The 25,123-nt window shown below is 45.4% G+C and carries 26 protein-coding genes and 1 tRNA gene; 10 read left to right on the forward strand and 17 right to left on the reverse strand.

Features of this window, described 5'->3' with window-relative positions:
- The first annotated feature begins 5 nt into the window (after window positions 1-5).
- The 3 genes from VX941_03160 to VX941_03170 are packed head-to-tail and all read left to right on the forward strand — an operon-like array spanning window position 6 to window position 1,668.
- Window positions 6-620 (forward strand): YqaA family protein, encoded by a 615-nt coding sequence (locus VX941_03160; GenBank protein ID MEE2932404.1) that lies wholly within the window; start codon window positions 6-8, stop codon window positions 618-620.
- A 17-nt stretch (window positions 621-637) separates the two neighbouring features.
- Entirely contained in the window at window positions 638-1,102 is a 465-nt protein-coding gene (locus tag VX941_03165) for a disulfide bond formation protein B (protein MEE2932405.1), read from the forward strand.
- Entirely contained in the window at window positions 1,102-1,668 is a 567-nt protein-coding gene (locus tag VX941_03170; protein MEE2932406.1) for a demethoxyubiquinone hydroxylase family protein, read from the forward strand. Before VX941_03165 ends, VX941_03170 begins: the two co-directional genes overlap by 1 nt.
- A gap of 10 nt (window positions 1,669-1,678) precedes the next feature.
- Here VX941_03170 and VX941_03175 read toward each other — a convergent pair whose 3' ends face one another.
- The 3 genes from VX941_03175 to VX941_03185 form a co-directional block, all read right to left on the reverse strand.
- Window positions 1,679-2,242 (reverse strand): HNH endonuclease, encoded by a 564-nt coding sequence (locus tag VX941_03175; GenBank protein ID MEE2932407.1) that lies wholly within the window; start codon window positions 2,240-2,242, stop codon window positions 1,679-1,681.
- 139 nt (window positions 2,243-2,381) lie between these two features.
- Complete coding sequence (locus VX941_03180) at window positions 2,382-3,050, reverse strand: dienelactone hydrolase family protein (GenBank protein ID MEE2932408.1); 669 nt, start codon at window positions 3,048-3,050, stop codon at window positions 2,382-2,384.
- Between the two features lie 9 nt (window positions 3,051-3,059).
- Window positions 3,060-3,686, reverse strand: a complete 627-nt coding sequence (locus VX941_03185; protein ID MEE2932409.1) for a DNA-3-methyladenine glycosylase 2 family protein — start codon at window positions 3,684-3,686, stop codon at window positions 3,060-3,062.
- A 23-nt stretch (window positions 3,687-3,709) separates the two neighbouring features.
- Between VX941_03185 and gluQRS the strand changes: the two genes are divergently transcribed.
- A complete protein-coding gene (gene gluQRS / locus VX941_03190; protein ID MEE2932410.1) occupies window positions 3,710-4,579 on the forward strand; it encodes a tRNA glutamyl-Q(34) synthetase GluQRS in 870 nt (289 codons plus the stop codon).
- Here gluQRS and VX941_03195 read toward each other — a convergent pair.
- Window positions 4,571-4,939, reverse strand: coding sequence for a hypothetical protein (locus VX941_03195; protein ID MEE2932411.1), 369 nt, complete (start codon window positions 4,937-4,939; stop codon window positions 4,571-4,573). The genes gluQRS and VX941_03195 overlap by 9 nt on opposite strands.
- An 81-nt stretch (window positions 4,940-5,020) precedes the next feature.
- On the opposite strand from VX941_03195, the gene VX941_03200 reads away from it, so the two are divergent.
- A tRNA-Ser gene (locus VX941_03200) sits at window positions 5,021-5,108 on the forward strand.
- 204 nt (window positions 5,109-5,312) lie between these two features.
- Here VX941_03200 and VX941_03205 read toward each other — a convergent pair.
- The 7 genes from VX941_03205 to VX941_03235 all read right to left on the reverse strand — a co-directional run bounded on the left by VX941_03205 (window position 5,313) and on the right by VX941_03235 (window position 11,751).
- On the reverse strand, window positions 5,313-6,182 hold the full coding sequence (locus VX941_03205) for a CoA ester lyase (GenBank protein ID MEE2932412.1): 870 nt from the start codon (window positions 6,180-6,182) through the stop codon (window positions 5,313-5,315).
- A gap of 558 nt (window positions 6,183-6,740) precedes the next feature.
- On the reverse strand, window positions 6,741-7,952 hold the full coding sequence (locus tag VX941_03210; GenBank protein ID MEE2932413.1) for an HD domain-containing phosphohydrolase: 1,212 nt from the start codon (window positions 7,950-7,952) through the stop codon (window positions 6,741-6,743).
- A 297-nt stretch (window positions 7,953-8,249) separates the two neighbouring features.
- Complete coding sequence (locus tag VX941_03215) at window positions 8,250-9,692, reverse strand: deoxyribodipyrimidine photo-lyase (GenBank protein MEE2932414.1); 1,443 nt, start codon at window positions 9,690-9,692, stop codon at window positions 8,250-8,252.
- A gap of 74 nt (window positions 9,693-9,766) precedes the next feature.
- A complete protein-coding gene (locus VX941_03220; GenBank protein MEE2932415.1) occupies window positions 9,767-10,186 on the reverse strand; it encodes a DUF393 domain-containing protein in 420 nt (139 codons plus the stop codon).
- A 109-nt stretch (window positions 10,187-10,295) separates the two neighbouring features.
- A complete protein-coding gene (locus tag VX941_03225; protein MEE2932416.1) occupies window positions 10,296-10,874 on the reverse strand; it encodes a lipocalin family protein in 579 nt (192 codons plus the stop codon).
- A 55-nt stretch (window positions 10,875-10,929) separates the two neighbouring features.
- A complete protein-coding gene (locus tag VX941_03230) occupies window positions 10,930-11,376 on the reverse strand; it encodes a DUF3429 domain-containing protein (protein MEE2932417.1) in 447 nt (148 codons plus the stop codon).
- Window positions 11,377-11,397: 21 nt separating this feature from the next.
- Window positions 11,398-11,751 (reverse strand): hypothetical protein, encoded by a 354-nt coding sequence (locus VX941_03235; GenBank protein MEE2932418.1) that lies wholly within the window; start codon window positions 11,749-11,751, stop codon window positions 11,398-11,400.
- Window positions 11,752-12,502: 751 nt separating this feature from the next.
- Between VX941_03235 and VX941_03240 the strand changes: the two genes are divergently transcribed.
- The 3 genes from VX941_03240 (at window position 12,503) to VX941_03250 (ending at window position 14,891) form a co-directional block, all read left to right on the forward strand.
- Window positions 12,503-12,661: a hypothetical protein gene (locus VX941_03240; protein ID MEE2932419.1), complete on the forward strand. Its 159-nt coding sequence runs from the start codon at window positions 12,503-12,505 to the stop codon at window positions 12,659-12,661.
- Between the two features lie 50 nt (window positions 12,662-12,711).
- Window positions 12,712-12,882 (forward strand): hypothetical protein, encoded by a 171-nt coding sequence (locus VX941_03245; GenBank protein ID MEE2932420.1) that lies wholly within the window; start codon window positions 12,712-12,714, stop codon window positions 12,880-12,882.
- Window positions 12,883-13,346: 464 nt separating this feature from the next.
- A complete protein-coding gene (locus VX941_03250; GenBank protein MEE2932421.1) occupies window positions 13,347-14,891 on the forward strand; it encodes an acetolactate synthase large subunit in 1,545 nt (514 codons plus the stop codon).
- Between the two features lie 568 nt (window positions 14,892-15,459).
- Here VX941_03250 and VX941_03255 read toward each other — a convergent pair.
- The 6 genes from VX941_03255 to VX941_03280 form a co-directional block, all read right to left on the reverse strand.
- Window positions 15,460-16,317: an isocitrate lyase/PEP mutase family protein gene (locus VX941_03255; GenBank protein ID MEE2932422.1), complete on the reverse strand. Its 858-nt coding sequence runs from the start codon at window positions 16,315-16,317 to the stop codon at window positions 15,460-15,462.
- 90 nt (window positions 16,318-16,407) lie between these two features.
- The gene (locus VX941_03260) at window positions 16,408-16,995 is read right to left on the reverse strand and encodes a malonic semialdehyde reductase (GenBank protein MEE2932423.1); all 588 of its coding nucleotides are present in this window, start codon (window positions 16,993-16,995) and stop codon (window positions 16,408-16,410) included.
- 86 nt (window positions 16,996-17,081) lie between these two features.
- The gene (locus VX941_03265) at window positions 17,082-19,169 is read right to left on the reverse strand and encodes a hydantoinase/oxoprolinase family protein (GenBank protein ID MEE2932424.1); all 2,088 of its coding nucleotides are present in this window, start codon (window positions 19,167-19,169) and stop codon (window positions 17,082-17,084) included.
- Window positions 19,166-20,836 (reverse strand): hydantoinase B/oxoprolinase family protein, encoded by a 1,671-nt coding sequence (locus tag VX941_03270; GenBank protein ID MEE2932425.1) that lies wholly within the window; start codon window positions 20,834-20,836, stop codon window positions 19,166-19,168. Before VX941_03270 ends, VX941_03265 begins: the two co-directional genes overlap by 4 nt.
- 2 nt (window positions 20,837-20,838) lie before the next feature.
- Window positions 20,839-21,909: an LLM class flavin-dependent oxidoreductase gene (locus VX941_03275; protein MEE2932426.1), complete on the reverse strand. Its 1,071-nt coding sequence runs from the start codon at window positions 21,907-21,909 to the stop codon at window positions 20,839-20,841.
- Entirely contained in the window at window positions 21,906-22,613 is a 708-nt protein-coding gene (locus VX941_03280; protein MEE2932427.1) for an FCD domain-containing protein, read from the reverse strand. The genes VX941_03275 and VX941_03280 overlap by 4 nt, the downstream gene beginning before the upstream one ends.
- 264 nt (window positions 22,614-22,877) lie before the next feature.
- Between VX941_03280 and VX941_03285 the strand changes: the two genes are divergently transcribed.
- Window positions 22,878-23,936 (forward strand): acyl-CoA dehydrogenase family protein, encoded by a 1,059-nt coding sequence (locus VX941_03285; protein MEE2932428.1) that lies wholly within the window; start codon window positions 22,878-22,880, stop codon window positions 23,934-23,936.
- Window positions 23,937-23,959: 23 nt separating this feature from the next.
- Window positions 23,960-25,123, forward strand: a complete 1,164-nt coding sequence (locus VX941_03290; GenBank protein MEE2932429.1) for an acyl-CoA dehydrogenase family protein — start codon at window positions 23,960-23,962, stop codon at window positions 25,121-25,123.

Here is a 25,123-nt window from a genome sequence, read left to right on the forward strand (position 1 = left end):
TTAAGATGCTGCGCTACCTCTACGACCGGACAATGCAACTTGCTGCCCATCCACGTGCAATCTGGTGGCTTGCAGGTATAGCTCTAATTGAAAGTGTATTTTTCCCAATTCCGCCCGATGTTCTTATTATCCCAATGGTATTGGCTGCACGTGCGCAAGCATGGAGGATTGTTATTGTTGCAACGTTGGCCTCTGTGTTTGGAGGCTTAATTGGCTATGGGATGGGATATTTTGCTTATGAAAGCATCGTCGAGCCAATTATACAAATATTCCCCAACTATGGGAGTAAGTATAATGTATTCCATGACTGCTATCAGATATACGGGGGATGGGTTGTTGGAATTGGAGGGTTCAGTCCAATCCCATATAAAGTGATAACAGTAGCGAGTGGATTAGCACAGCACGATGTCGTAACCTTTCTTATCGTTTCTTTTATCAGCAGGGGTGCCCGATTTTTAATCATTGCGGGATTATTATGGAAGTTTGGTGCACAAATTCGCGCTTTCATAGAATCGAAGCTCGGCCTGCTAACAGCAATATTTGTTGCCCTTCTTTTGGGTGGATTTATAGTTTTTAAAATACTTTTTGAATCTAGTAACGGGAGCACCTGTCCATTCTAATCGAAAAGCACAACTTTATTTGTACAGTTGTAATAATTGCCTGTATCGTTGTTTTGGGCAGCGTATATAGCCTCGAGTATTTTTTTGGCTTGGAACCTTGTGAGCTTTGCATTTATCAACGCTGGCCCTGGTGGGCGGCGTTCTTGCTTTCTATTAGTACGCGTCTTCCATACTTGTCATATCTTTTGATATCACGATTAATAAGTCTCGCGGGCTTCTCGATTATAATCAGTGGAGTGATAGCGTTGTATCACGTTGGGATCGAATACGACTGGTGGAGTGGGCCAAGCACATGCACTAACAATGGGGCGCTTCCGAACACACTCTCTGAGCTGCGCGCAAGTGGAAATGTTACCCTGATAACAAGTTGCGACAAAGTGCCATGGTCACTTTTTGGATTTAGCTTGGCATTTTATAATTTAATTCTATCTATTGGGCTTGGGGTTTCTGTATTGGTATTAGGGGTGAGAAAGTTAAATTGATGCTCAAAAACAACCACTCGACCAATCAGCCTCTTTACCTTCCTGGCGATCCGGAACCTACCTTGGATCGTGCACGCATGATTAGGGTTGATCATGCTGGTGAGTATGGCGCGGTGCGCATCTATGCGGGTCAATTGGCTGTTCTTAAAGAAAGTCCTAAAGCGGACGTCATCCGTCACATGGCAGATCAAGAAATCCGACACCGAGAACGCTTTCAGGAGATACTCCCAAATCACCAAGTCAGGCCCTCAATACTTATACCGTTCTGGCATGTAGCAGGCTATCTTTTAGGATATTGCAGTGCTGTTTTTGGCGAAAGGGCGGCTATGGCTTGTACCGTTGGGGTAGAGGAGGTAATTGATGAACATTACGCTGACCAAGCAAAACGATTAGGGCCGGAAGATATTGATCTTATAGATACCATCGAAGAATTTCGTGTTGAAGAGCTTGAACATCGTGATACAGCACTTGATCATGATGCGGAAGGGGCTCCTGCCTACCCACTTCTAACTAACTTAGCCAGATCTGCGTCTCGACTGGCAATATGGCTTTCCGAAAGGTTCTAAACTTCACGGTCTAACCTTCTTCCAGCTCACTATCCCAGTAAAGAAAGTCACCCCAACTATCGTGTAAAAAATTTGGCGGGAAAGCCCGCCCGTTCTCTTGTAACTGCCACATATTAGGTTCAAACGGTTTACGGTATGGACGCATAGCGGATTCCTGGATTGTCCTTCCTCCCTTCCGAAGATTGCAAGGACTACAAGCCGCAACGATATTTTCCCACTTTGACTTTCCACCCCGCGATTTTGGAATGACGTGGTCAAAGGTTAATTCCTGAGCGGAAAACTCCTTTTCACAATATTGACAAGTAAAACGATCTCGCAAAAAGACATTGAAGCGTGTAAAGGCCACTTTGCGCATTTGAGGCACATACTCTTTTAAAGAAATAACACTCGGCAAGCATACCTTAAATGATGGAGAACATACGGTCGTTTCATATTCAGAAACTACATTTACTCGATCTGTAACCACCGCCTTAACCGATTCTTGCCATGACCACAGAGATAAAGGAAAGTAACTCAGTGGACGATAATCTGCATTCAAGACAAGCGCTGGACAGGACTGAGGTGACGCCGGCATTTCTACTTTCCCCTATTGACCATTCTCACCGAATGCCTAAGCTATTTACCAACTACAGTAAAATAGATCTATCTGCAAGGACACACGAGTGCAGATAGTCTGTAATTGGTACGCTTATGACCGGTAGACAGCAGTCTAATTAAGAGTCAAAGCAACTGTTCAAAAAGGTGACCGCATGGTTGATACCATCTGGATCAATCCCATGCCCTAAGCCTGGCCGAGATACGGCCGTGACATCAATGCCAGAACTAGAGAGTCCTTCTTTGGCTTGAAAAATGGACTCAACTGGAACCACTTCATCAGCGTCACCGTGCACCAACAAGGTGGGTGGGCGAGACTTGATCTCCTTTTTCAATAAGTCGGGGGCAATTAACCGCCCGGAAAAACCAACTACACCTGCCAATGCTTGTTCTCTGCGAGGAGCCACATATAAACTCATCATGGTGCCCTGGCTAAACCCCAAGAGCGCGGTTTGTTTTGCAGTTACTCCACACCTGACCATTTCTTCGTCTATAAATGCATTAAGAATAGGAGCAGTCACCTTCACTTCTGATAAAATAGCCTCAGGTGATCGGTCTTTGAGGCTAAACCATTGATATCCGTTTATTGCCATATCGCAGTCGTAGGGAGCATTTGGTGAAACAAAAGAAGCATCCGGAAAGGCTTGCGAAAGCGGAGGAGCTAACCCTATAAGATCTTGACCGTCAGCGCCAACACCATGGAGTAAAATAATCAACTGCCGGGCTTTTTTGCCTGACAAAGGGCCAACCCGTGGCCCATCCATTTTTACGGTCTCACTCAATTCCATATCAACTCCTTAATCTTTCTGGCTGTAATAGTACCAAAGTAATAAGGCCGCAACACCCCTCCAAGGCCTCCAATGTTCGACAAGAAACTCAGACTGTTCCCTATTCGGGCGTACATTGAGCGATTTCAACTCACGCAGTGACTCAGAGATAGCGAGGTCTTCGGCTGGCCAAATGTCTGGCCTTTTGAGTGAAAACAACAAATACATTTCCGCACTCCAGCGACCAAGACCTCGTACTGAAGTTAAAATCTTCACCACATCCGCATCACTTTTTTCAGCCAAACAATCTAAGTCAAGTTGTCCGTTGCAAATCTGCTCGGCGAGACCTTTGACATACTCAATCTTGCGGCCGCTCAAGCCAGTAGCACGCAAGACCTCGTTATCTACGGCGAGCATTTTATCCGGCGCCATCGGGTTGACAACGGTATCTAAACGATTTCGTATGGCGGTGGCTGCTGCACTTGCGACTTGTTGGCCAGCAATGATGTTTACAAGCGCGGCAAAACCAGGCGGCCTCTCTTGGGGAGGAGGATAACCAATTTGTCTGATAACATAATCCACATCAGAATCGCGTGCAGCAAGCTCGTCCAAACCATGTTTGATTATGTCAGGGGTCATCGTTAATGATTTAAACAATCAAGAGGAATATCTCCAGACCCATGATTAAAAGAACTGATTTCTTATCACCCGCCACAACACGCTTTGCCCCGAGTCCAACCGGTTACCTGCACCTTGGCCATGCATACAGCGCTATATTTGCAGAAAATATTGCACGAAAGACAAAAGGAAGTTTTGTTCTGCGAATCGAAGATATTGACCAGGGTCGATGTAGACCCAAATTTGTAAGAGCAATATGTGAAGATCTCGAATGGCTTGGGCTTTCATGGAGCGGCCCCCTCTTAAAACAATCAGCACGGTTCAAGATTTATCGAGAAGTCTTAGAAAAACTCATAGAAGCGGACTTAGTATATCCGTGTTTCTGTTCGCGACGTGAAATACAAATCGAGTTAGAACGTGCTGTAAATGCGCCCCACGGGCCTGATGGTCCTCATTATCCGGGCACTTGCCGAAACCTTGAGAGAACCCAGCGAGAAAAAAATATTTCAGCCGGAAAACCATATTCTCTGCGTCTGAACGCTCAACGGGCCGGGTCACGAGCCGGCCCTTTAGAAATTATTGATCTGGCTCGGGGGATAATACCCGTCAACCCTAATATCAGTGGAGACGTTATTCTTGGCCGCAAAGAAGTTCCTACAAGCTACCATCTTGCTGTAACTGTCGATGATGCCGAGCAGGGAGTTACAATTGTTACACGTGGGGAAGATCTGTTACCTGCGTCCCATATACAACGCCTTCTCCAGGAGCTAATAGGCCTGCCCGAAACAATTTATAAACATCACCGAATTATCAAAGGGGAAGACGGGAAAAGGCTTGCAAAGCGTAGCAAAAGTCAAACTTTAAGGTCACTGCGAGATCAAGGCATTACTCCAGAAGGCGTAAGAAAGAAAATTGGTTTCATATCACCTTAGGGTAGTCCGCTTCCGACGGCCGAGAGAGACAAGGCCACCGCCCAACAATGCCAGAAATATGACAATTATCGAAATAGCCTCCCATGTCGGTCGCAGTAACAGAGAAACCACTAAAACGTTCCAAAGCTCTGGGTTAATGTATCGTTGAACAAAGGACTGAAAAATCGAAAGCGAAGCTCTATCAAGTTCGAACCATATTTTTCCCGCGGGTAAAGTTATATCCGCACCAACTCCCCATAAACCTATGCCTAAAAGTGCAAAGAATAAGCCAACAAGGATACAAAACTGTCCTATTAACCTTACCAAACGATCCCCATTTACAGCTTCTATATGAACAACCTTACGGTTTTTACTTAACACAAATAACCATATCCTACGAGTTCTTTCACACCTAAGCTTGCCTGAAACGAAAGGCTCGTTTAGGTTCTCGTTTCCTTTAACGGAGGGATGGCCGAGTGGCTTAAGGCGCACGACTGGAAATCGTGTTCACGGAAACGTGTCGGGGGTTCGAATCCCCCTCCCTCCGCCATTACTTTTGGCCATCGCCGGTTTTTGTAATCTGTGTAAAACAACACATTACCCCTCATCCCAACCATAAAAAAATCTTAAATCAGAGAGGATAACATGGGGCCTTTTCTCGCTATCGAGGGTTGAGGCGCCGGCATTCTTGAGTTTTAACATGATCGAAGTTCAGAAATTTACCCAAAATGATTTGTTTAAGTTTTTCCCGTGTTTATTTTGAAGCTCGTGCCTCAATCTCCAAGATTCTCCGCATTTCTCTGAGTACTGGCTTCTCAATCAATTTGCCATCTATAACAACTAGCCCTGTATTTGCTTTATCAAACGCATCGACCACCCGTTGCGCATAGTCGACTTGCTTTTTGTCCGGTGTAAATACTTCGTTCAAAATTGAAATTTGTTTAGGATGAATACATCCCTTACCACTAAATCCGAGATCGCGTGCCAAGATAGCCTCTCGCTTCATCCCATCGAGGTCATTTAGATCAAGATATGGGACGTCAATTACGTCAATGCCAGCACTGGCTGCCGCATGGACTACGCGTGAGCGCGCGTACAGTAGGGGCTCCCATGCATTTATACAACGCAGTTCTGCCGCCATATCTACGCCTCCAAAAAATAAGGCATCAATACGAGAACTCGCCAGGGCAATATCATGAGCGGCTTCAAGCCCGGCATTTGTTTCAATGATGACATGCAAGCGAGTATTGTGGCCACGTTCGGTCAAAAGATTATCTAACCATAAAATTTCATCCGGCGTTTGAACTTTTGGCAACATGAGAGCTGGCGGTGGCGTATCGGTTGCAAGCACTGCTGATATATCAGCATGCCCATGTGCTTCACGAACGCAGTTTATGCGCACAATACTCTCGACACCATGCGCGGCATGTGGTTCTGCAAATAATGCAATGGCGCGTTCGCGTGCTAGACTTTTATCTTTGGGAGCGATTCCATCTTCGAGTTCAATACAGACGATGTCAGCGCCCAGTGTTTTCGCCTTAAAATACATATCCGGGTGTAAGCCAGGAGCGAAAATAAAACTACGCCTCGGCCTAAGAGTTTTTTTATCTTGGGTAATATCCAATGTTTTAGGTGCGTGTATTTCTCAATGACAAGATGAAGCAAAGACAAATTTATATAATTATGCAAACATAGCAATTGTTATCTACTGCAGTCGTCACGCGGATATGTACCCAAAATTCATAAAAAATTCGCAAGAAAGATTTTGTGACTTGTTTGCTTGACCCTTTGGCTAGGACACTTGTAACAGCAATTAAATAAAATCATATTCACTTCTGTTTCAAAACTCCCATCCCTTGCGGATTTAATCTTGGGCCTAATAAGTTTGTAACTCACGACATCGCAGAAGCCGTTTACCTAAATGGTCATGTTCTGTTGATAGTCGGAAAACCGGGTCAGATTGTAGAAGAATATAATATTTCAATCCCACGCAAGCTGCCAAGAGAACACTATGACTTTCTTGATATTGTTAAAGACACAAGAAAAGGATTGCAGACATCCTTTGATGCTACGGTGATACCGATCCTCTACCGACTGGTACGGCTATATCGCTGCAGAGACCAAAATAAATTCCAGAAAAGCAGAGGTGAGTTAAATATGACTCATTTAAAGTTAATCTTGCCTAACCAGGGACAATTATTTCAACGCGGAGGGGCAACTTCTCTTGATCGTACATCAAACGGATTTTCTCGACCTGCTCCTGTGTAAGGATAGTACCCTCTGCGAGTACAAGTGATCCCTCTGTATTGAGAAGATCAGTCGCAAGCTGCTTCCCTTCTCGCAGCGTAGCAGTTCTGACAATTTCTGTCTCGGGGCCAGTGTCCTCCTCCTCTTGAGGCTCTGGAACCTCTTCAACCTTGGCTTGTATCTCTTTTTCTTCGGAAGAGGTTTCCCCTCCATCAAATAAGTGCTTTCGCGCTAATTCTAATAATTCTAAATCAAATTTACCGTCTTGCTGTGATAATTGATCAAAGTGTTCGTTTGTAAGATCATCATCACCAATCAGATCTAGAAGAGCATTTAATAGATGTAGTAATCTGGCAATAACTGGAATATTTTCCCCAAAGGTCCTGTCATCTGGAAAACCTGTGCCATCAAAGTTCTTATCTTGATATAAGATGGTCTTACTTATTGTCTCCATTCGCGGAATATTGCGAAGCAAGTTGCTACCTATTTCAGGTGCTTTAGCTAAAATTGCTAAATCTTTTTCTGACAGCGATTCGCCCTTAGATTGACGCACCAACACCTCTGCCGGCACAAACATGCGCCCCAGAGGTGCAAGCATTATAGAAAAATCGAGTTCACTCTTATTTGCCTCAGGTATGTGCGGTAATAGTAAATTTGCCCAAACGCTCAACTTTCGTGAACTTTCTGCCGCAGATTGGTCTTTCAGTGAAACAACATCAGCCAATAATTTAACTGAACCTGCTAACGCCTGCTCAAGAAGATTTTTTTCCTTAATTAATAGTCGATGGTGTTCGAGACCCTCTTGAATGCCGCTGGCCAACACCTCCATTGTGCACGGCTTATTGATGAACTTAAAGACGTGTCCTTGATTAATTGAATCAACCGCACATTCTTGAGAGGCAAAACCGGTAAGTATAATACGCGAGGTTGTCGGCGATTTTTTGCTAAATTCTTTTAGCACCTGAACGCCAGTCATCCCTGGCATACGCATATCACACACTATGACAGCGATATTTCTTTCCCTCTTCAACATCCCCACGGCCGCGTCACCGCCACTGGCAGTTACGATGTCAAATTTTCCACGGAGTTGGCGGCTTAATCCGGCTAATAATTTTTCCTCATCATCAACCAGCAAAACCTTTTCCATTGACGTCACGATACAATTTCCATGTTACAACCTGATAGTATAATAAGAGCTATGGCCCCCTTCAAAAATGATGATCTGCTCATCTCTTGTTATAATGGCACCAAGTGATTAGTAATATTAATATTTAGCTCCCGGAGCTTAAAATCTTTCAGTACTTTTAAACATACCGAATTTTAACACTCAAGGTTTTAAGAATCAGGCTCCTCGACATTACGCTGCAATGTTTTTGCATGCGCATGGATACCACTATCATATATCTAAATTCTCTTTCAAAATAGAACTCTATTAATGGCTTCCTCACACACTTTTGAGCGATTTATAAGAATCTAAAGCGCGGTTTCTTGCTTCTGAATGATCCACAATTGGGTTTGGGTAGCTACTACCCAACGAAATACCTGCATCAGACAGCTCAATAGGTTTGGCAAGCCATGGAGTGTGTATCAACTTGTTTGGAAGGCCCGATATCTCCGGCAACCATTGCCGCACGTAACTGCCGTCGGCGTCAAACCTCTTCGCCTGCGTAGTAGGATTAAAGATTCGAAAGTAAGGTGCTGCGTCAGCACCACAACCGGCTACCCATTGCCAGCTTGCTGAGTTGCTAGCGAGATCCGCATCAACAAGTGTATCCCAGAACCATCTTGCACCACATCGCCAATCAATCAATAAATCTTTGACCAGAAAAGACGCAACAATCATCCGGACGCGATTGTGCATCCATCCAGTACTCCAGAGCTCCCGCATACCAGCGTCTACTATTGGGTATCCCGTCTTCCCGCATTCCCATGCTGTTCTAGAAGACAAACTGTCAGCCCAGGGAAACCTCTCAAACTCTTTTCGGAGTGGTGTGGAGGGCAGCTCTGGAAAATAATAAAGCAAATGATATGAAAATTCCCGCCAACCAATTTCTGAGAGGAAAGTTTCAACACCTTTTGACATAACACCATCAGTGTCTATAAGCGTATTGGAAGTGATGGCGTGCCAAACCTGGCGTGGCCCTAGCTCGCCAAAATGTAAGTGCGGCGATAGTCGTGAAGTTCCTGCTATTGAGGGTAAGTTGCGCATGTCCCCATAATCACTAGTATTCCCCTCCGTAAACTCATTCAAACGAGTCAGAGCACCTTTCTCTCCCGGATTCCAACGGTCCCGAAATCTGTGAGCCCAGTCAACCTTCTTTGGCAACAACTGCAATGTATTCAGATCGCAGCTTTTTATTGCCCAATCCAACGCAGGGATAGAAGCTGGTGCACAGGAAGGGCGTGAAGGCTCGCCAAGTGCTCGTGATGCCCTCCAAAAAGGTGTGAAAACCTTATATGGGTCACCCTTTTGTGTAGCGACCTCCCAAGGTTCGTGCAATAAACTCGAGTTGAAACTGCGCACATCTATGCCTTCTTTGATAAGCGATTGCTTGAGCTTTTTATCTCTTTTTATACTCCGAGGTTCGTAACACCGGTTCCAAAAGATGGAAGTTGCGCCTGTTTCTTTAAGAATCTCACCCACTACAGAGGTTGTATCCCCTGACCTTATGATGAGTTTATTACCGCGTTCTTTTATCTCGTCAGAAAGCCGTTTAAGAGAATGATGAAGCCACCAACGCGAGGCACCGCCTAGCGACCATTCATGCTTTCCTGAATGATCGAAAATGAAAAGTGGTACGATTGGACCGCCCCGAGAAATGGCGGCGTCGAGAGCTGAATTGTCGCTTAGTCTCAAATCCTGACGAAACCATAGTACTGTGGCCATTGTTAGAGCAAACCTTTTCTAGTTCCAAAAACCTTTATTTCGACAGAGGTACCTGCCGGAATTAATTATGTGTTTTAACGAGAGGTGCTTGTGGAATTAACACCTTTACGGAGACCCCTTATGAAATAAGCCATAAATGGCCGAACATATTTCAAAAAAACCTTGTATCCCACTTCAAGAATTTCCCGGATAACAGGCTGCGAAGCAACAGAACCCGCCCACCGCCAACGCGGCAACTGCTTCCAAACTTCCGAGAAGGCTAGTACACCAGATAACAGTCTTTTATCCCGGGTAAGAACATGGAACCGAGACAAGGCGGTTTTTTTGTCCAAATCGGGCGGCATATCAGCAGATGGATCCGTGATATCAATGAAATGCATACACTGACTTTTATCCATTTTTTTATATAACGTTATCTCAGCATCACACATCGGACATCCACCATCATAAAAGAGAGTGACTGCAGGGTTTTTGTTAACTTCAGTTTGTATCATTTTTTTCTCCAACCGGTAGTCACACGCATTATTAATTTATACGTCATTACTTGCAGCGTAGATCAAGGCGTGCATTGAGGGCCTGGCCCGAGGTACTAATCGAAGGTAACTAAGCCTTGGGCCCTGAGCGGTTTTTACACTGTCGATCGCCATGCTCCACCATGACCAACTCACTGACAGGGAACCCAAGTTTCCGCGCTTTCTCGATAAGCTTTTGTCGTATACCCGCTGCCAAAATTGGTTCCCTAGAAAGGATCCATAAGTAGTTTCGGGATGACCCCGAAACAAGAGCAAAGTGGTAGTTCTTACGGTCAAGACCAATGACGTGATAGCCACCACTAAAAGGCCAAAAGAAGGAAACTGAAAGGCTACCAACAGTTTTTTTTTCCTGAAAAACAGCGACTCCCCTGGCTTCCTCCCATTCACAATTGGCACTATTAAAACCGCGGTTTAACACGCTTACCGTCCCGTCGTTGCGCAAGTCGTAAGTTGCTGTCACATGGCTGAGGCCGCGCTCAAACCTGTTGTCAAGTCGCATAACTTCATACCAGTGACCTTTGTAACGCTGAACATCGAAGGGCGTGACGGCCTCTAAACCGACAGGGATCTGATTACACCCTGCCAAAAGAAACACCAGCAAAAAACCATATAGATAACATAGTGATTTCAATGGAGCATAATCATTCATAAAGATACCGGCTCACAACTATCACAGCAAAGTGTGGTCATTAATGGAGATCAGATCAACCAAAAGTAGCAGTTGCGAGAATGCTAATAACAGCAATTGTTAGGTAAAGGCGAAATTTTATATACCAGCTCTCAATTTGACCGACACGATAAAGAGCAAAATCTATTAATAGCATCAACGTGAAAAAACAAATTAAAGCGAAAACCCCATATCTTATGGGTAAAAACACACATACCCAACCGAGAAGAGACGGCGCTACTGCAATGATTAGGAAAGGGTATTTTCGTGGAAATGTTTCGACCGAGTGAAGTGATAACCCCCAAACGGCCCCACCAAGGAACGACAGAATTAGAGCTCCGTAAACTACAAGTCCCGATAAAGGTTCAAACGATATTTTTGCAAAGTTCGGGAAAAGTCCTAACAAACAAAATGGTACCAGCCCTGCGACGCCGAGCCCGTATATTAATCTACGCACTGTTACCTGTGATTTGTTTCCAACCATTGCCACTGCTAATGCTTCACCTCACGTAGTATCATTCGCCGCCAGATGAGGTGGCGCTATGTCCATGTGCCGCGGCGATATTGCTCCGATTTCATATTGTATAATATTTTCACTTATTGAGATTGAAACAATATCAGTCTTGAACTTGGTGCCGGACCGTATGAGTTGATCATCAATTTTTATCAGTAATTCTAGCCAACTAATTGGCACATCGATGTAAATAAAGGTGCCGTTTTGGCTTCTGAGTTTTGCTGATTTGGATATGGGAGTGCTAGACCAGTCATCCTCTCCCATAACGGCTAGTAAGGGCTCTGCTAAAAATCGAGCGCGTAAAAGGCGCCTATTTAAAGCATGGATTTGATTAAGTCGCGACATTCATTCGGAGTGCTAATAATTGTCCAATATGAGCCTAAAGGTGTAGCAGAAAATCGTGCAAACACCCAAACCCTAAACCAACCTTTTTGAATGCTAACCTCACAAAATTGTTATGCACACAGTAAGTGTTTATAAGAATCTCAAAATGGTGGGTAATTTTATACAAAATGTTGAGTGATAAATTGTTATTCATCAGGTTCTTCAGTTTTTGTAAAAACGCCACATTTGCGTTCAAGAGTTGACCCAACATCATTTCAGTCAACCTCAAGCGGCTGAGTAATATGTACCCTTTATATAAGGGCTTTTATACGAAACCGCATCTCTTCGGTATCGCCTTTCCGTCAAAATTACTTAACCTAACTGGGGAGAGTGATCTAAATCCTGATGTAAAACGTTTATAGGTTATGATGCGTATAATTAATATGAAATTAGTGTCTTCATACAATGCTTTGATGAATGACCAATATAACCCGCTCTGGAAGCTCCCTCCTGCGCAGCGTTTTCAGTTGATGGCATGGTTAAGCGTTATGTGGACAATGCTTTTTTGCCTCATGGTCGGAGTTTGGATGTACTTCGGCGAATTACTGATTTTTCATTTGTTATTCGCGCTTGGGTTCAGTGTTACTGGTCTAATTTTTTCTAAGCAGTCACCTGACCCGCTCCCGATCAGGTCATAAAATCCTGATCGAAGCATGTCAGATTAACTGCTGGCAACCAAGGTGTAGCCAGCACATTTTTGGAGGCACAGGGGATGGGACGTAAGATGTCTGAGGATGAATTAATAGGATTTTATTCTTCCGTTAATTGGGAAGCGGGAATGGCACAGAAACGTGGCGATCACGAGGCAGAAAAAAGGCACAGGTGGGTCATGCAAAAAATTGAACGTTTCATAGAGCATCACCATCCGTAGGCCGCACCTAAAAATTTAGTTTTCATATCGCTCTAACAAGGAATAAATACATGCCTAAAAATAGGACTATAAAGACTTCAGCAGCTTCACTCCAAATAATTGCCGACCACTTGAGACACGTGTCAAAACGAAATAAGTTCGGTGGCGAGATTAAAGACGCTGTCGTCGCACTCGAAAGCGTGGTTGCTGATCTTCTCATCGTTGAACATCCTAAATACTGACAACCTCATTCCCTGTTTGTCTGCAAAATCCTGCACCCTCCCAAACAATCTGTTTTAAGATGCTAGGTTCACGTCATTTAAAAGCCGTACATCGTTCCTGTTTTGATAGTTTTTAACTAGAACTGCATACAAAACAAATTTTGCCGCGGAAATATTATGTGGCGTCTGGAAAACCGTTTTCGTAGCGCAGGAAATGGCGTGATTGTTGGGACACGATGAAGTATTTGTCACACTGCTTCAAAAAAACCAAGAAGCGCTGACGTAGTTTCCGTAAGGTCCATAATTTCGTTAATCTTATAAAATTAACTCTTCTGCACCGCAAAATAAGTGTTCCTTGCACAGTGGACACTTAAACTATGCTTGCAAGCACCTCTTACCAAAAGCTGTTTTGGCTTGCCTAAATAGCCTATATTGAGGCGTGAAGCTTAGCCTCAGTTTTCTTTAACCCAATGAAGGTGGTACCTATGAACGGAGCCGAGAGTCTTGTTTCAACATTGCTGCGCGGTGGTGTCGATGTGTCTTTCGCCAACCCTGGCACTTCCGAAATGCATTACGTGGCTGCGCTTGATAAAATAGAAGGCATGCGATGCGTCTTATGCCTCTTTGAAGGTGTTGCTACAGGTGCCGCTGACGGATACGCGCGCATGGCTGAAAAACCGGCAGCTACCTTGCTTCATCTTGGGCCAGGTCTCGCCAATGGAATTGCGAACCTTCATAATGCGAAAAAGGCCCGTTCCTCGGTTGTTAACATAGTAGGCGACCACGCAATACACCACCTCAAGCACAATGCGCCTCTTACCTCTGATATTGTGGGGTTGGCCAAACCAGTCTCAGCTTGGGTTAAAGCTGCAACCACATCTAGAACAGTCGGACCGGACGGCGCTGAAGCAATTGCAGCTGCGAGCGCGCCACCAGGGCAGGTTGCCACTTTGATTTTACCGGCCGACACCGCCTGGAATGGAGATGGCGTCGTCGGCATACTCCCAAAAATTTCTGCACCAGAACAAGTAGAGGATGCCGTAATAGAGAATGCCGCAAAATTTATCGGTGGGGATCATAGAACACTTATTCTACTTGGAGCCGATGCATTGAGAGAGGCCCCGCTACAAACAGTTGCAAAAATTAAAGCGAAGACTGGGGTAAGCGTGATGGCCGAAGGCATGAATGCAAGAATACAACGAGGAGCTGGCCGACTGTCGGTAGATCGCATCCCATACCCAGTACCCCAAGCGCTCGAAACTTTAAGCATTTTTAGTCAAGTCCTGCTCGTGGGAGCCTCTGAACCTGTCGGCTTCTTTGCCTACCCCCACTTGCCTAGCCAACTAACCCCTGAAAACTGCCAAATAGAAACTTTAGCATCCCCTGGACAAGATTGTTTGGGGGCACTCGTGGCGCTTGCCAATGCACTGGATGCCGATCATGTACAACCGGAATTACAATGTCTTGATAAGCCACAAAAACCAAGGGGTCCAATAACCATTGACACCATTGCAGCCGCAATAGGTGCACTACTGCCTGAAAATGCTATTGTTGTGGATGAAAGTATCACTACGGGGCGAAATTTTTTCCCTTACACCTCTGGGGCACACCCACATGACTGGCTTCAAAATTGTGGGGGCTCAATTGGATTAGGTTTGCCTATGGCCATAGGCGCCGCGGTTGCTTGTCCTGATCGAAAAGTTATTTGTCTTGAAAGCGACGGAAGCGGCATGTACTGCCCCCAAGCCCTGTGGACCCAAGCACGAGAGGGACTGGATATAACAACTCTGATTTTTGCTAACCGCTCTTACAATATCCTAGTCGGTGAACTGGCCGGTGTTGGCGCAGGCACACCAGGCCCTACTGCTACTGGTATGCTAAGTCTTAACCGACCCGTGATCGATTGGGTTGGGTTTGCCCACAGTTTAGGTGTTGAAGCCACAAGGGTGGAGGATTCTCAAGACCTTTGTCAGGCTTTTGAACGTGCAATAGATGTAGATGGACCCTCGTTAGTCGAAGTTATCTTTTAGCCCCTTTTATCCTACGGCCGTGCCATTACCTGGTGTTAGCAAAAATCACATAAAGGTTTAATTGCCTTGCATTTACACGAAAATAAATTTGCTCATAGTGCCAGTAGTACCCAGTTATTTTAGGAAATGTATCCTTAGAACGTGCGTTTTTTACCAGATAGTGGCAGTTAATTAAAACATTTGTTGTTCGCTTTTACTTTTATTTGAGGGCCGATTTCTCATCAAATGACTTGGAAATAAAAGCAGCCCCCGGCTCACCATCGAAAAAATAAGTTGGGGTAATCTGTCACTATCGTCGTTTGCAACATCTTTTTTCATACTAGCCTTCCGAAGAGCGTTTTTTCTTGCTTATAGCTATATGGCAAAATAGACGAATAAACATCAGTTGCAGAAATCTACCACCCATGCTGCGAAGGTATAAGGCGATCAATCACTAGCGACTGTCAATTAACCACTTTGCATGAAGATAATACGTGAACCTCGGAGAGAAGGCACGAAATGCCGTCTAGGTGTCTCCCCATCCTAACTTAAAACAAGTATCGAACGCAGCGTGGAGGATGCTTAAAACCTAACCGAGATACTCTTTTTTCAAGCGCTTGAAATTGTCTGCACAAGTAAATTTGGCTAAGAGTTCAGCCGACGCTCCATCTAAATCCTTTGGATCAACACCGTTTCTAAGCTGTTTAAGTGTCTCAAAGGTCGCCTTAATGGATGCCATGATTGGTTTATGGCCCTGAAGAGCAAAGCGTACTCTTTGACTTCCCAAAAATTCTAGATCACGTATTTCGTCTGGCGTACTGCCAAGCATAAGCGGTATGCTTACTTCCGCTGAAATGGCTTCTACCTCGCTTCGCGTCTCAATTCCAGCGAGAAACATACAATCAACACCCGCTTCCTCATAGGCCTTGGTGCGTTTGATCGCGTCTTCAATGCCATTTACACCGGCAGCACTAGAGCGTCCTGCAACGACCAACAACGGATCTTGCCTTCCCTCTAAGGCAGCCCTCATTTTGCCGACACCCTCCTCAACAGAAATTAGTTTCGTAGTTCCTACTGTGCCAAAAGCTTTAGGAAGCTCTGTATCCTCAATAGTAAGCATGGCAACTCCGGCCGTTTCGAGCTCTTCCACAGTGCGTTTAACATTAAGCGCATTCCCATAACCGTGATCTGCATCAACTATAAGAGGCAGTTGCCCTGCGCGATTTATACGATAAGCCTGGCCGGCAAATTCACTCAGTGTGAGGACTATATCATCCGGCAACCCTAAAACCGATAATGACCCTACCGAGCCAGCAAACATGCCAACTTCAAATCCTATGTCTTCAGCCATACGCGCAGAAATGGCATCATAAACAGAACCAGGGTGATAACATTTATCTCCCTCAAGGTAAGCGCGAAATTTTTCGCGGCGTTTAGTCCAGTGCATTTTAAATTACTCCCTAAAACAAATTTTCTTGATGATTCTCTACGCTAATGAAGCTCAGACACCAACGCAAGCCTCCAAAAATATCGATCCTCAAATGACGTCCGATATTTCCTCGAAACTTACTCGACGCGGCCGAGGCTGGGTTTTGGTAAAATCCCCAAATCCAATGTTACAAAGAAAATTAGATTTAATGTTTGTTCCAGCAAAAAATTCACTATCAACCGCCAAGTTATCAAACCCTGACATTGGTCCCACATCTAGACCAAGGGCGCGAGCTGCTATGATGAAATACCCTCCTTGTAGTGAACAATTACGAAATGCGAAAGGCTCCACTGTGGATGGATTTTTTACAAACCGGGCACCGCTCCCCGGTAAACCTGATAGTTCATCTAATTTGGTATAAAATTTAAGGTCATATCCGATAATTGCAGTTACAGGAGCAGCCATACTTTTTTCCAAATTTCCTTTTGAGAGGCAAGGCCAGAGGCGAGACTTGGCTTCTTTACTTTTAATGTAAAGTACTCGCGCCGGTTGTGCATTATTTGAGGTTGGCCCCATTACGAAAAGGCTGTGCAGTTTATATAAAACCTCTTTGGCGACCTCTTTTTTTTGCCAATTTCGGGCCGTTCGGGCCCCGTAAAATAATAAATTCAATGCACCTTCATCCAGGCTTTGCATGGGCGCCACCATATTTTCTTTGAGCTCTTTTAACGCTCCAAACTATTTTGAATTTTGCTATTTCATGAATTAAATGGCGCTTAACTTCAAGCATTTAACTCTATCCGTAAATTTAAACTCTCATCAATTCTAGCTCGTGTTCCAGGCGGCATAACAGTCGTGGACTCTCGCTCTTCAATAATCGCAGGCCCCTCTACAGTATCCCCTTCAAAAAAAGCATACCGATTATAAACGTTACAAGGAGCAAAACCCGTTTCAGAGAAGAAAACTGACCGCTGGCCCTTTAGTTTGTTATCCACGGACCCTTTCTGCCCCTTAAAGTTGAGAGCAATTTTTGGTATTGACGCAGTCGCCGCAAGCCTCCAACTCATAGTTTCGATCGCAATATCGGTGACAGTTCGCTCAAAAAGGTTCCTATAACTATCAAAAAAATTAAGACGCAATTCGTCGATATGTGACCCAGATAATTTACCGTCTGGAACTGGAACTGGAATTTCAAAACCTTGCCCCACATGCCGCATGTCGGCGTTACGTTCGAACGTAATATCTTCGTTAGCTGCGCCAGCTTCTATTAGGAGTGACCTCGCCTCATCCTCCATATCGCAGAACAACTGATTTAAATATTCCCAGTTTATTTGTTCTAATCGCGCTACGTAGCTGCGAACATAATCAACAGCGGGTGCAGCTACTAAAAACCCTAAAGCGGACGTAACGCCCGCCCCCAATGGCACAATAACATTATCTAATTTGAGCAAACGCGCCATATGGCAAGCGTGAACAGGTCCGGCACCACCGAATGCGATCATATCGTATTTACGTGGGTCACGGCCTTTTTCAGCAAGGTGCATTCGTGTTGCGGCAGCCATATTTTCATTTACAACATTATGAATACCAACAGCCGCCTCCAAAACAGTTAGTCCTAACGGCTTTGCTAATGTTTCTTCTATTGATTTTTCTACTCTCTCCAAATTGAGTGTCATCTGACCACCCAAAAAATAGTCCGGATTTAAATAGCCTAAGTATAAATCCGCATCAGTCACTGCAGGATCTTTGCCACCTAGCCCATAACAAACTGGACCTGGCTGGGAACCGGCACTACGTGGCCCTACCTTCAGTAATCCCATCTGATCTACAGATGCCAAACTACCCCCTCCTGCACCAATTTCAATCATATCCACCACTGACACTTTCAGTGGTAAACCCGACCCTTTAGCAAAACGACGAACTCGGCCGGCCTCAAAGTCATATTTTCGGTCAGGCCTGTTGTTATCAATGAGGCACATTTTGGCAGTGGTACCACCCATATCATACGATATCAGATTCTTAGTATCTGTTAGTGTACTGTAATACGATGCTGCCATTGCACCTGCAGCAGGACCTGATTCAATCAACCGAATGGGGTATGCCTCAGCATCCCTTACTGTAGTAATCCCTCCCCCAGACAACATGATATAGAGGGTGCCATCATGTCCTAGCGCATTTAATCTCTTCTCAAGCTTCTTTAGGTAACTCTGCATTAACGGTTGTACATATGCGTTAGCACACGCAGTACTCGCCCGCTCAAATTCACGAATCTCCGGCGCCACATCGGACGAAAGTGTGATAGGCAAATCTTTGTACAGTTTACTGACAATCTTCTTTGCTAACCGCTCATGGACTGGATTGCGATACGAGTGCATGAGGCAAATAGCTAATGCCTCTATGTTTTCTTCCTGCACAAGTTTTCTCAAGGAATTCTTAAATCCCTCTTCATCAAACTCAAGCAGAATTTCTCCATCTGCCGAAATACGTTCCGCAACACTCTCCCGGAGAAACCTTGGCACTAGCGAAGGTGGTGACTCAATGAACAGATCATACAGGTCGTAACGGATCTCTTTGGCCATTTCGAGAGTGTCACGATGCCCAAGGGTACTTACCAACCCAACTTTTGCACCGGTCCGCTCAATAATCGTATTTGTGATTAAGGTAGTTCCATGCACGATATTGTCTACGGCCGCTGGAGACACTCCTGCGTCTGATAGCAGACGGCCCACACCATCTAGGATTGCAGCGCTAGGATCTGAAGGTGTGGTCAACTGCTTGCCTGTAAAAATCTGATCGCGTTCCTCATCAACAAGAACGAAATCAGTAAAGGTGCCCCCAACATCAACACCGATGCGAATGCGTTTTTTCATCCGCCTTCCCCATAAAGACGCCTAGCTGCCGCAGCAGTGACATAACCATTTTTTACGTCTTCACACACTCGTCCACGTTCACGTTGCGTGGGATCTCCGTAGCCTCCACCGCCAGCGTATATCATTTTTAGTCTTATGCCCGGCTCTATTACTGTGCGTGATTTTTGATGAGGTACCGTTCCATCACTAAAGCTTATATGGCTTTTTGCCCCCTCCAGCCCACCCAAAATGCCGACTGCTGGATGGCGCCATCGATCTGATAATAAAGAGAGCTGCAATGGCTCGAGTGCGCGCGATTCTATTTCACACACTTGCCCCAAACCACCACGATACGTGCCAGCACCTCCTGAGTCTGCACGAAACTCTTTCTGCCAAACAATCAAGGGAGCCACACTTTCAAACGCCTCAATACTGCCAGCACCTGCATTTGTTGGAAATGCAATTGTTGAAATTCCATCTTTTGTTGGACGTGCGCCCATCCCGCCGCTAGCAAATAAAATTTGTGTGAACCTATTACCCTTCGGGTTCAGACCACTAAAAATTGCACGCATACTCGGTGCGCTGCCACTGTCCGCAATAACTTTGGATGGAACAGCTTGTGCCAATGCTGCGTAAATCACTCCGGCCAACATATGGCCGGTAAGTTGGCGAGCATTACATGGTGCAGGACGAGTAGGGTTTAGAATCGATCCCTCTGGAGCCACAACGCTAATTGGACGGTATGATCCCTCATTTCTAGGCGTGAGTGGGTCAAGTGCACATTTGATTGGATATGCAGAATATGCGTGTGTGTAATTCATAACTGTGTTGAGGCCGCGATTGATTTGTTTTGATGTTCCGCTGTAATCAATCTCGATACTAGAGCCCTTCACAGTAACTGCGCACTCGATGTGAGTTTCATCCTCGTCAAACCCATCCGCATCAAGGGAAGCGTGGTAGCTTCCATCCGGCACTTCTTCAATAGCGTTTCGCATAGCCGTTTCTGCTCGGGTAAGCAAAGATTTTGAAAGAAGGGAAAGATCATCCAGTCCGGAATCCTCCAAAAATTCTATGAGACGGCGCCCACAGACCTGGTTCGCTGTGACCTGTGCGTTGAGATCGCCCAGTACTTGCTCGGGCAGCCGCACGTTGCAAACAATCATCTCTTCAACGTCCTTATTAAGCTCTCCTTCTTTCAAAAACTTAAGTGGTGGGATACAAAGACCCTCTTCGAAAAGTTCGCGACAATCTGCAGACCATAACGAACCTCCAATATCAGGAGAATGAGCAATTGAACCCGAGAAACCAACCAACTGACCATTCCAAAAGACTGGCATTACCATTGTAATATCGGGCAAGTGACCAGTGGCCAACCAAGGGTCATTGGTTATCACACAATCTCCGGGTTTCCATGTTGCCTGGGGAAATTTGGCAAGGAAATGTTTAAGTGTTACAGGAAGAATTCCAGCGAAAGACGGTATACCCCCCGTATTTTCGCTGAGTGAATCGCCATTGGCGTCCATCAAAACGGTGCCAAAGTCATTTGATTCTCGAACGATGGTTGAAAAAGATGTTCTAAGTAAGGCTGCCGCGGACTCATCTGCAATTGAAATGAGCCTACTCCAAAATATTTCAAGTGTTATTGGGTCGAACCTTTCTCCGGCACCTTTCGCACCAAGATCAACCATTATTAGGCCGCCTTTTTTTGTCCTATTTCAGGAGCAACCTTATCCATGAATAGTCGAATGCTATTCTCAACAACATCATGTGACGCTGCCCCCAAACGGAACTGCAGAATAAGGCCCCCAACACCGACAGCATCAATTTCTGCGACTTGCTCTGCTACTGTGGCCGGCGAACCACAAAGTAAACTGTGTTTAGTAACATTACGGGCAGCAGCCTTTTTGGGTGCTGCACCTGTTTCCATGCTTTTATCGAGAGTTAGGCCACGAGCCTCATATACCTCTTTCCGCATAGCCATACGGTGATCGCGCTGTCCTTCAAATAGAGGAAGGCCAATTCGCTCGGCTTCCTCATCTGTATCGGCAACGAAAATATTTTTCCAAATCCACGTTTGATCAACGCAAGTTTGTATACGGGCATCATCATAACCTGCCTCCGCCATGGTTGATCTGTAAAGATCCATGCGCTGCTGGATAACATCGACAGATTGTACATTCATGAGGAAAGGCTTGCCCTCACGGGCTTGGCCTAGCATCGCCTCTTCACCGGAACATGCACGTATCATGAAAGGATGAGGCTTAGAATAAACCCTCGGTCTAAGTGCGGGCAACCAAATATCCCAATATTTTCCTTTGAAACTAAAATCTTCAGTTGTCCAGGCCTTGACCATGATTTCTTCTGCCTCCAACAAGCGCTCATAGGCTTCATCAGGATCTATCCCAAACCCTAGATAATCATAAATATTGTATGCTGTGCCACGCCCCAGACCAACAATTAATCGGCCTTTACTCAGGTTATCGATCATAGAAATCTGCTCAGCTAGCCGTATAGGATGATGCAATGACATCTGAGCAACAGCAAACCCTATTTTAATTTGTTCTGTAGTTGCCGCAATCGCAGCAGCAAAGCTTATTGGATCCACATATGCGCAGTTACCATCAAAGTGGTGTTCTGCTAACCAAACTGAGTCCATACCCAATTCGTCACAGAGCTTCGCTTCCATTACAGTTTCGTCAATGACACGCTCGTCACTTTCTGGGTCTGGGCATTGAGGAAAAAGAAAATTGCCAAATTTCATATTTTTGCTCCTGTTACAGCTGCAGATATTGTTGCCACACGGCCAGAGGTAGTGACCGAAAAAAATCTAGCCATACTATTATGGATATGAGACGCTAAAGCTTCTCCAGCTTTCTCTGAGTCACGGGATGCGAGAGCTGCCATTATTTCTTTATGCTCCCGATCGGACTCCTTCAAACTGCGGGAAATACTTTGAGTACGATAGAGGTGTAGCTCCTTGTCGAGGCCGTTACATATTTCGCGTAGACGCTTATTGTTGACGAATTCAACAATTGAATCATGAAAAGTTCGGTTAACACTATAGTACCCCTGAAAGTCTTCAATAGCGGCCGCTATTGCCATTTCCTCCACCATTTTACTTAGCACTTTAATCTCTTGGTCGGTAATGCGCGCGGCAAGCAATTGACCCGCTAACCTCATCAATGAGGCTCTTAAGACATAAAGATCTCTTGCTTCATGCGTTGATACGACGCGCACAAAACAACCGCGATTAACAATGAATTCGAGCAATCCAGCTTTAACAAGTGCGCTACAAGCTTCCCTGATCGGTCCGCGACTAATACCCATTTCAGCGGCCATTGAATTTTCATTTATGCGGTCACCAGGAGCAACTTCACCGTCTACAATGCGACGCTCGATTTCCGCCTGCACCACACTGGCCAGTGACGTCGGCCTGATTAACTTGAGTTTCGAATTTACTTTCATCGGATTTAGCCTAGCTAAGCTTATGGTGCATTATTGTCAACAATTTTATATATCTGTCTGTTCCTGATGCTTTTTTTGATCTACAGAGATGCAGAATTTTTCTGCCAGAACGACTGACATGAATTCTAAGACACACCATTGCAGAAAAATATCGATTTGCGTAAATTTATGAAAAAGTTGTTAAATGTAGTTTGTATATAACTTTGGTCTTCAGTCGCACCGCCCTTGTTGTGTGGGCGGTAGCAAAAAGGGAAATCCAACGCAATGACCGGATCGGATAATATTATCATCAATACCACCGCAAAAATTCTTAACGATCTTTGCGACCCTCAAACTATCAATAACTCGAAAGACGAAAAATGGAAGGCAACTCTATGGAGTGCGTTGGAAGGAAATGGCTTAACCCGAGCATGGGTTCCGGAGCAATTTAATGGTGTGGGAGCTAATGTAGCTGACGGATTTGAGATACTTCGTATTGCAGGGCAGTTTGCCATTCCCGTGCCAATCGCCGAAACGCTATTGGCCGGTTGGCTATTATCGGAGACAGGCCTTAATGTTCCTGATGGCATGTTGAGCATTGCTCCAGTCAACCAACACGACACTGTCACACTCAATGACAACGATACACTTACAGGTATCACCCATCAGATTCCATTTGGGCGCGATGTTGCACAAGTTGTTGTGCTTGCGGAAAGAAATGGCCAGTCCTTCTTAGCATTAGTGAATCGCGAAGACTGCATCCTTCAACAACATGACAGCCATGCTTCAGAACCTCGCGACACAATTGACTTCAATCGAGTAACGCCGGTCCAATGCGCGGAAACAAAACTCACACGAGATCATTTATTACGCATGGGTGCAGCGATCCGATGTTCGGAAATGGGGGGAGCCCTGCAACATATTCTCAATATTGCCGTTCAATATTCAAAAGATAGAGAAGCCTTCGGGCGCCCCATATCAAAGTTTCAAGCGGTGCAGCATAATCTGGCCCAGCTTGCTGGAGAGGCGGCCGCAGCAGTTTCAGCAGCTTCTTCTGCAGCGGACACGATAAATAGTGGGGACGGTTTTAATGATGCAGGTTTTCTTGAAATTGCAAGTGCCAAAATACGGGCTGGAGAAGCAGCAGGAAAGGGGGCAGCCATTGGGCATCAAGTCCACGGCGCTATCGGATACACAACTGAACATATTTTACACCGCTACACCCAAAGACTTTGGAGTTGGCGTGATGACTTTGGTGGTGAAAGTGTCTGGGCTGTCGCCCTCGGAGAATTTGTAGCGGCAAATGGGGCTGATCAGTTATGGCCCACCATCGCCGCCCGCTAAATAATGATTGTGAGGAACATGCTATGTCTGTGAATATACGATTCGATCCTATTCGACTTCCAAAAATATGTCAGGATTTGCGCCATGAGGTGCGCGACTTTCTTCACAAGGAGGAAGCAGCCGGCACATTTGATCGACGAGAAAATGCAATGGGAGGAATTTTTAATAAAGAATTTAGCCGTAAAGTTGGAGCTAAAGGCTGGATTGGAATGTCATGGCCCAAAAAATATGGCGGCCATGAGCGCACCTTCCTTGAACGTTACGTGGTCACAGAAGAAATGCGGGTTGCCAATGCGCCTGTACGTGGGCATTTCACCGCAGACCGTCAGAGTGGGCCTATTATCCTAAAGTTAGCAGACGAGGATATTAAAGCAGACATTTTACCCCGGATAGCCGCAGGAGAATGTACCTTTTGCATCGGTATGAGTGAGCCATCAAATGGTTCAGATCTTTTTGCTGCACGAGTGAAAGCAACCAAAACCGACGGTGGGTGGCTTATCAATGGGAGTAAGATTTGGACCAGTTACGCTCACTTGGCAGACTATATGATTGCATTATTTCGAACTTCACCGTGCACGAAAGAAAACCGTCGCCATGGCTTAACAAACTTCCTTGTTGATTTAAAAAACTTCAACAATATCAAAATTAACCCGGTGGTAAATCTCCGTGGCCAACACGAATTTAATGAGGTAGTTTTTGAAGATACCTTTATCCCGGACCAATATGTTTTGGGCGAGATTGACGGAGCTTGGAAGCAAGCAACGAGTGAACTTGCCTACGAGCGCAGCGGCCCCGAGCGGTTTCTAGAAACATCATATGTTTTATTTGAATTAGCGCAGGTACTCGGGAAACAGCCAGACGCTCGAGCGGCCGAGGGTCTGGGTCGTTTGGTTGCCGGACTACATACACTTAGGCGCATGTCAGTTTCGGTTAATGGTATGTTGCAAGCTGGCGAAGAACCTACGATCCAAGGTTCTCTTGTAAAAGACCTCGGTACAATTTGGGAACAGGAGCTCCCAGCAAAAGCGCGTGACTTGGCAACCTTCGTGCCCCCAGGAGATGGCAATCGCGCCTCATTCGACGCATTGCTGAACTACGGCATTCAGGTTGCTCCAAAACTCACCATACAGGGCGGCACAACTGAGGTGCTGCGGGGGATCATCGCTCGTGGTTTAGGACTTCGTTAA

The sequence above is a fragment of the Pseudomonadota bacterium genome, assembly GCA_036339585.1.
Taxonomy (GTDB): Bacteria; Pseudomonadota; Alphaproteobacteria; order UBA8366; family UBA8366; genus UBA8366.

Bases quoted from the DNA above. Each gene is read 5' to 3' on its own strand.
- VX941_03180 (MEE2932408.1), bottom strand. From the start codon at position 3,050: ATGGAATTGAGTGAGACCGTAAAAATGGATGGGCCACGGGTTGGCCCT.
- VX941_03170 (MEE2932406.1), top strand. From the start codon at position 1,102: ATGCTCAAAAACAACCACTCGACCAATCAGCCTCTTTACCTTCCTGGC.
- VX941_03290 (MEE2932429.1), top strand. From the start codon at position 23,960: ATGTCTGTGAATATACGATTCGATCCTATTCGACTTCCAAAAATATGT.
- VX941_03250 (MEE2932421.1), top strand. From the start codon at position 13,347: ATGAACGGAGCCGAGAGTCTTGTTTCAACATTGCTGCGCGGTGGTGTC.
- VX941_03245 (MEE2932420.1), top strand. From the start codon at position 12,712: ATGCCTAAAAATAGGACTATAAAGACTTCAGCAGCTTCACTCCAAATA.
- VX941_03230 (MEE2932417.1), bottom strand. From the start codon at position 11,376: ATGGTTGGAAACAAATCACAGGTAACAGTGCGTAGATTAATATACGGG.
- gluQRS (MEE2932410.1), top strand. From the start codon at position 3,710: ATGATTAAAAGAACTGATTTCTTATCACCCGCCACAACACGCTTTGCC.
- VX941_03260 (MEE2932423.1), bottom strand. From the start codon at position 16,995: ATGCAAAGCCTGGATGAAGGTGCATTGAATTTATTATTTTACGGGGCC.
- VX941_03265 (MEE2932424.1), bottom strand. From the start codon at position 19,169: ATGAAAAAACGCATTCGCATCGGTGTTGATGTTGGGGGCACCTTTACT.
- VX941_03225 (MEE2932416.1), bottom strand. From the start codon at position 10,874: ATGAATGATTATGCTCCATTGAAATCACTATGTTATCTATATGGTTTT.
- VX941_03280 (MEE2932427.1), bottom strand. From the start codon at position 22,613: ATGAAAGTAAATTCGAAACTCAAGTTAATCAGGCCGACGTCACTGGCC.
- VX941_03275 (MEE2932426.1), bottom strand. From the start codon at position 21,909: ATGAAATTTGGCAATTTTCTTTTTCCTCAATGCCCAGACCCAGAAAGT.
- VX941_03220 (MEE2932415.1), bottom strand. From the start codon at position 10,186: ATGATACAAACTGAAGTTAACAAAAACCCTGCAGTCACTCTCTTTTAT.
- VX941_03215 (MEE2932414.1), bottom strand. From the start codon at position 9,692: ATGGCCACAGTACTATGGTTTCGTCAGGATTTGAGACTAAGCGACAAT.
- VX941_03270 (MEE2932425.1), bottom strand. From the start codon at position 20,836: ATGGTTGATCTTGGTGCGAAAGGTGCCGGAGAAAGGTTCGACCCAATA.
- VX941_03210 (MEE2932413.1), bottom strand. From the start codon at position 7,952: ATGGAAAAGGTTTTGCTGGTTGATGATGAGGAAAAATTATTAGCCGGA.
- VX941_03160 (MEE2932404.1), top strand. From the start codon at position 6: ATGCTGCGCTACCTCTACGACCGGACAATGCAACTTGCTGCCCATCCA.
- VX941_03175 (MEE2932407.1), bottom strand. From the start codon at position 2,242: ATGCCGGCGTCACCTCAGTCCTGTCCAGCGCTTGTCTTGAATGCAGAT.
- VX941_03255 (MEE2932422.1), bottom strand. From the start codon at position 16,317: ATGCACTGGACTAAACGCCGCGAAAAATTTCGCGCTTACCTTGAGGGA.
- VX941_03285 (MEE2932428.1), top strand. From the start codon at position 22,878: ATGACCGGATCGGATAATATTATCATCAATACCACCGCAAAAATTCTT.
- VX941_03240 (MEE2932419.1), top strand. From the start codon at position 12,503: ATGGGACGTAAGATGTCTGAGGATGAATTAATAGGATTTTATTCTTCC.
- VX941_03235 (MEE2932418.1), bottom strand. From the start codon at position 11,751: ATGTCGCGACTTAATCAAATCCATGCTTTAAATAGGCGCCTTTTACGC.